The organism is Actinomycetospora sp., assembly GCF_055612215.1.
The window spans coordinates 1-2,115 of sequence record NZ_JBVPVA010000468.1 but is presented as its reverse complement, the minus strand read 5'-3'; the positions used below and the strand labels follow the sequence as shown (position 1 = coordinate 2,115).

General features: G+C 70.1%; 3 protein-coding genes. All 3 read left to right on the top strand.

What is annotated here, in order from left to right; all coding sequences use genetic code 11:
• Window positions 1–161: 161 nt before the first annotated feature.
• The 3 genes from AC0CYZ_RS13080 to AC0CYZ_RS13070 all read left to right on the top strand — a co-directional run bounded on the left by AC0CYZ_RS13080 (window position 162) and on the right by AC0CYZ_RS13070 (window position 1,990).
• Window positions 162–440, top strand: a complete 279-nt coding sequence (locus tag AC0CYZ_RS13080; RefSeq protein WP_472215944.1) for a hypothetical protein — start codon at window positions 162–164, stop codon at window positions 438–440.
• A gap of 403 nt (window positions 441–843) precedes the next feature.
• Window positions 844–1,035 (top strand): hypothetical protein, encoded by a 192-nt coding sequence (locus tag AC0CYZ_RS13075; RefSeq protein WP_472215942.1) that lies wholly within the window; start codon window positions 844–846, stop codon window positions 1,033–1,035.
• A 430-nt stretch (window positions 1,036–1,465) separates the two neighbouring features.
• Entirely contained in the window at window positions 1,466–1,990 is a 525-nt protein-coding gene (locus AC0CYZ_RS13070) for a transposase (protein ID WP_472215940.1), read from the top strand.
• The last annotated feature ends 125 nt before the right edge of the window (window positions 1,991–2,115 follow it).

Here is a 2,115-nt window from a genome sequence, read left to right as displayed (position 1 = left end):
CAAGAACGGGACGGCGTGTGCTGTCGAGATCGACGGGGAAGGTGCCACGAGTCGGGTGCTGCCCGTCCCCGAGGTCCGACCGCCCGACCAGGTCTTTCGGTCGACCAGGCAGCCCGAGTGGACGCGCCACCGGCGCGACCCCGAGCACGGGAAGGGCCGCAATGACGTCTGCTGCCGGGACGCTGCTGTTCCTGCTGATCATCGTCGGCATCGCCGCGGTCGCCGCCATGGCGGTCGTGGTCGTTCTGCTCGGGATCCTCGCCGGCCTAACCACCGCGCTCGCCGCACTCATCGAATGGCACCAGCAGCGGCGACCCGCGCGGGACGACCCACACCGGCGGGGCGCCCTGAGCGACTGGACGTCACGAGCGCCCCCGATGCGGTGGGCCGTAGCGAAGATCGCCCAGGTCGAGGGCCGCGACGAGCACCCGGTCGAGTAGCCCAGAAATGAGCGGAGGCGGTAGCTGATCCGTGGCGGAAGCTAGACGGTATGGGGGCTGGAGCCCCGCTCATATGTGAACGTGGGTTGCCGGCAGGAAGTGGGTCCTGGCGGTAGAGCCACAAGATGTGGGGGGCCCAGTGAGTGGTCAGCGTACGAGTGTGGGGTTGGACGTGCACGCACGTTCGATCGTGGCCTGCGGGCTGGACGCAGCGACCGGTGAGCTCTTCGAGCGACACCCGGTTCCCGCGCCCCGCGGGAGGTGCTGGGCTGGCTCGGTGAGCTACCCGGGCCAGTGGCGGTGACCTATGAGGCCGGCCCGACCGGGTTCGGGTTGGCGCGCGAGTTGCGCCCGGCGGGGGATTGAGTGCCGGGTCGCGGCGCCGTCGAAGCTGTCCGAGTGCGTGCGCCGCGACGGGCCGTGGCGCACCGTCGACGACCTCGAGCTCGCGGCTCTGTCGTGGGCGCACTGGTTCAACCACCAGCGACTGCACTCGATGATCGGCAACGTCCCACCCGTGGAACGCGAACAGACCCACTACCGTCAGCAAGCCACCCGAGAACACCCGCTCTCGGGAGAACCCAGCCTCCACTGAACCCGGGGCGCTTCACTGCAAGCCCGAGCGGGGATCGGGTCAAGACCGATGTCCGCGATGCGCGGCATCTGGCGCGGTTGTTGCACCTCGATGAGATCAGCGAGGTGGCCGTGCCGAGTGTGGAGCAGGAAGCGGCCCGGGATCTGGTGCGGGCCCGCGAGGACGTCCGCGGGGATCTGATGTCGGCGCGTCACCGGCTCTCGAAATTGCTGCTGCGCCTGGGCATCGTCTATTCCGGGGGGAAGCCGTGGACGGCGAACCACGAGCAGTGGCTTCGCACGCACCGGTTCATCGTCCCCGGGCTACAGATGGCTTTCGACACCCCGATGGACACGATGCTGGCCACCGTGGACCGCCGCGCCCGGCTCGACGCGGCGATCACGGCGATGGCCGCCGAGAGCAGCTACACCCCGATGGTGACCCGGCTGGGGTGCCTGCGCGGGGTCGCGACGTTGCCGGGTTCGGGTTGGCGGTGGAGATCGGCGACTGGCACCGGTTCACGGGGCGCTCGATCGGTGCGTTCGTGGGCCTGGTGCCCACCGAGTCCTCGTCCGGGGCCTCGCGCTCGCAGGGCGGGATCACCAAGACCGGCAACGCCCACGCCCGCCGGCTGCTGGTCGAGGCGGCGTGGCACCAGCGGGCGCCCTACCGTCGTCCCGGGACCGACCTGCGCCGCCGCTGGGACCCCGCGAGCCCGGCCGCCCGGGCCCGCGGCCAGCTGGGCACGCGCCGGTTGCACCACCGGTGGCAGGGTTTCGACGCCCGCCACAAGCGGCCCGTGATCGCCAACGCCGCGGTGGCCCGAGAGCTCGCCGGTTGGTGCTGGTCGCGGCCACCTTCGAGAAATAGCCCCGATCCTCGACACGACTCCGGTCGATTACGGCGTGCGGTGACGGCAGCGCCTGGGAGCGATACGCGAACGCCCTATGAGCAGTTCTCGGTCGATGATCGGTGAACCACGCTCGATCTCTAGACCCGCGAACGCTCCAGCCGAACAGTCCGTCCTGCGGTAACCAACCCGCGCATATCAGAGTGGACCACGCGTCGAATGCGACACGCTCGTCACCACCTGCTGTGACC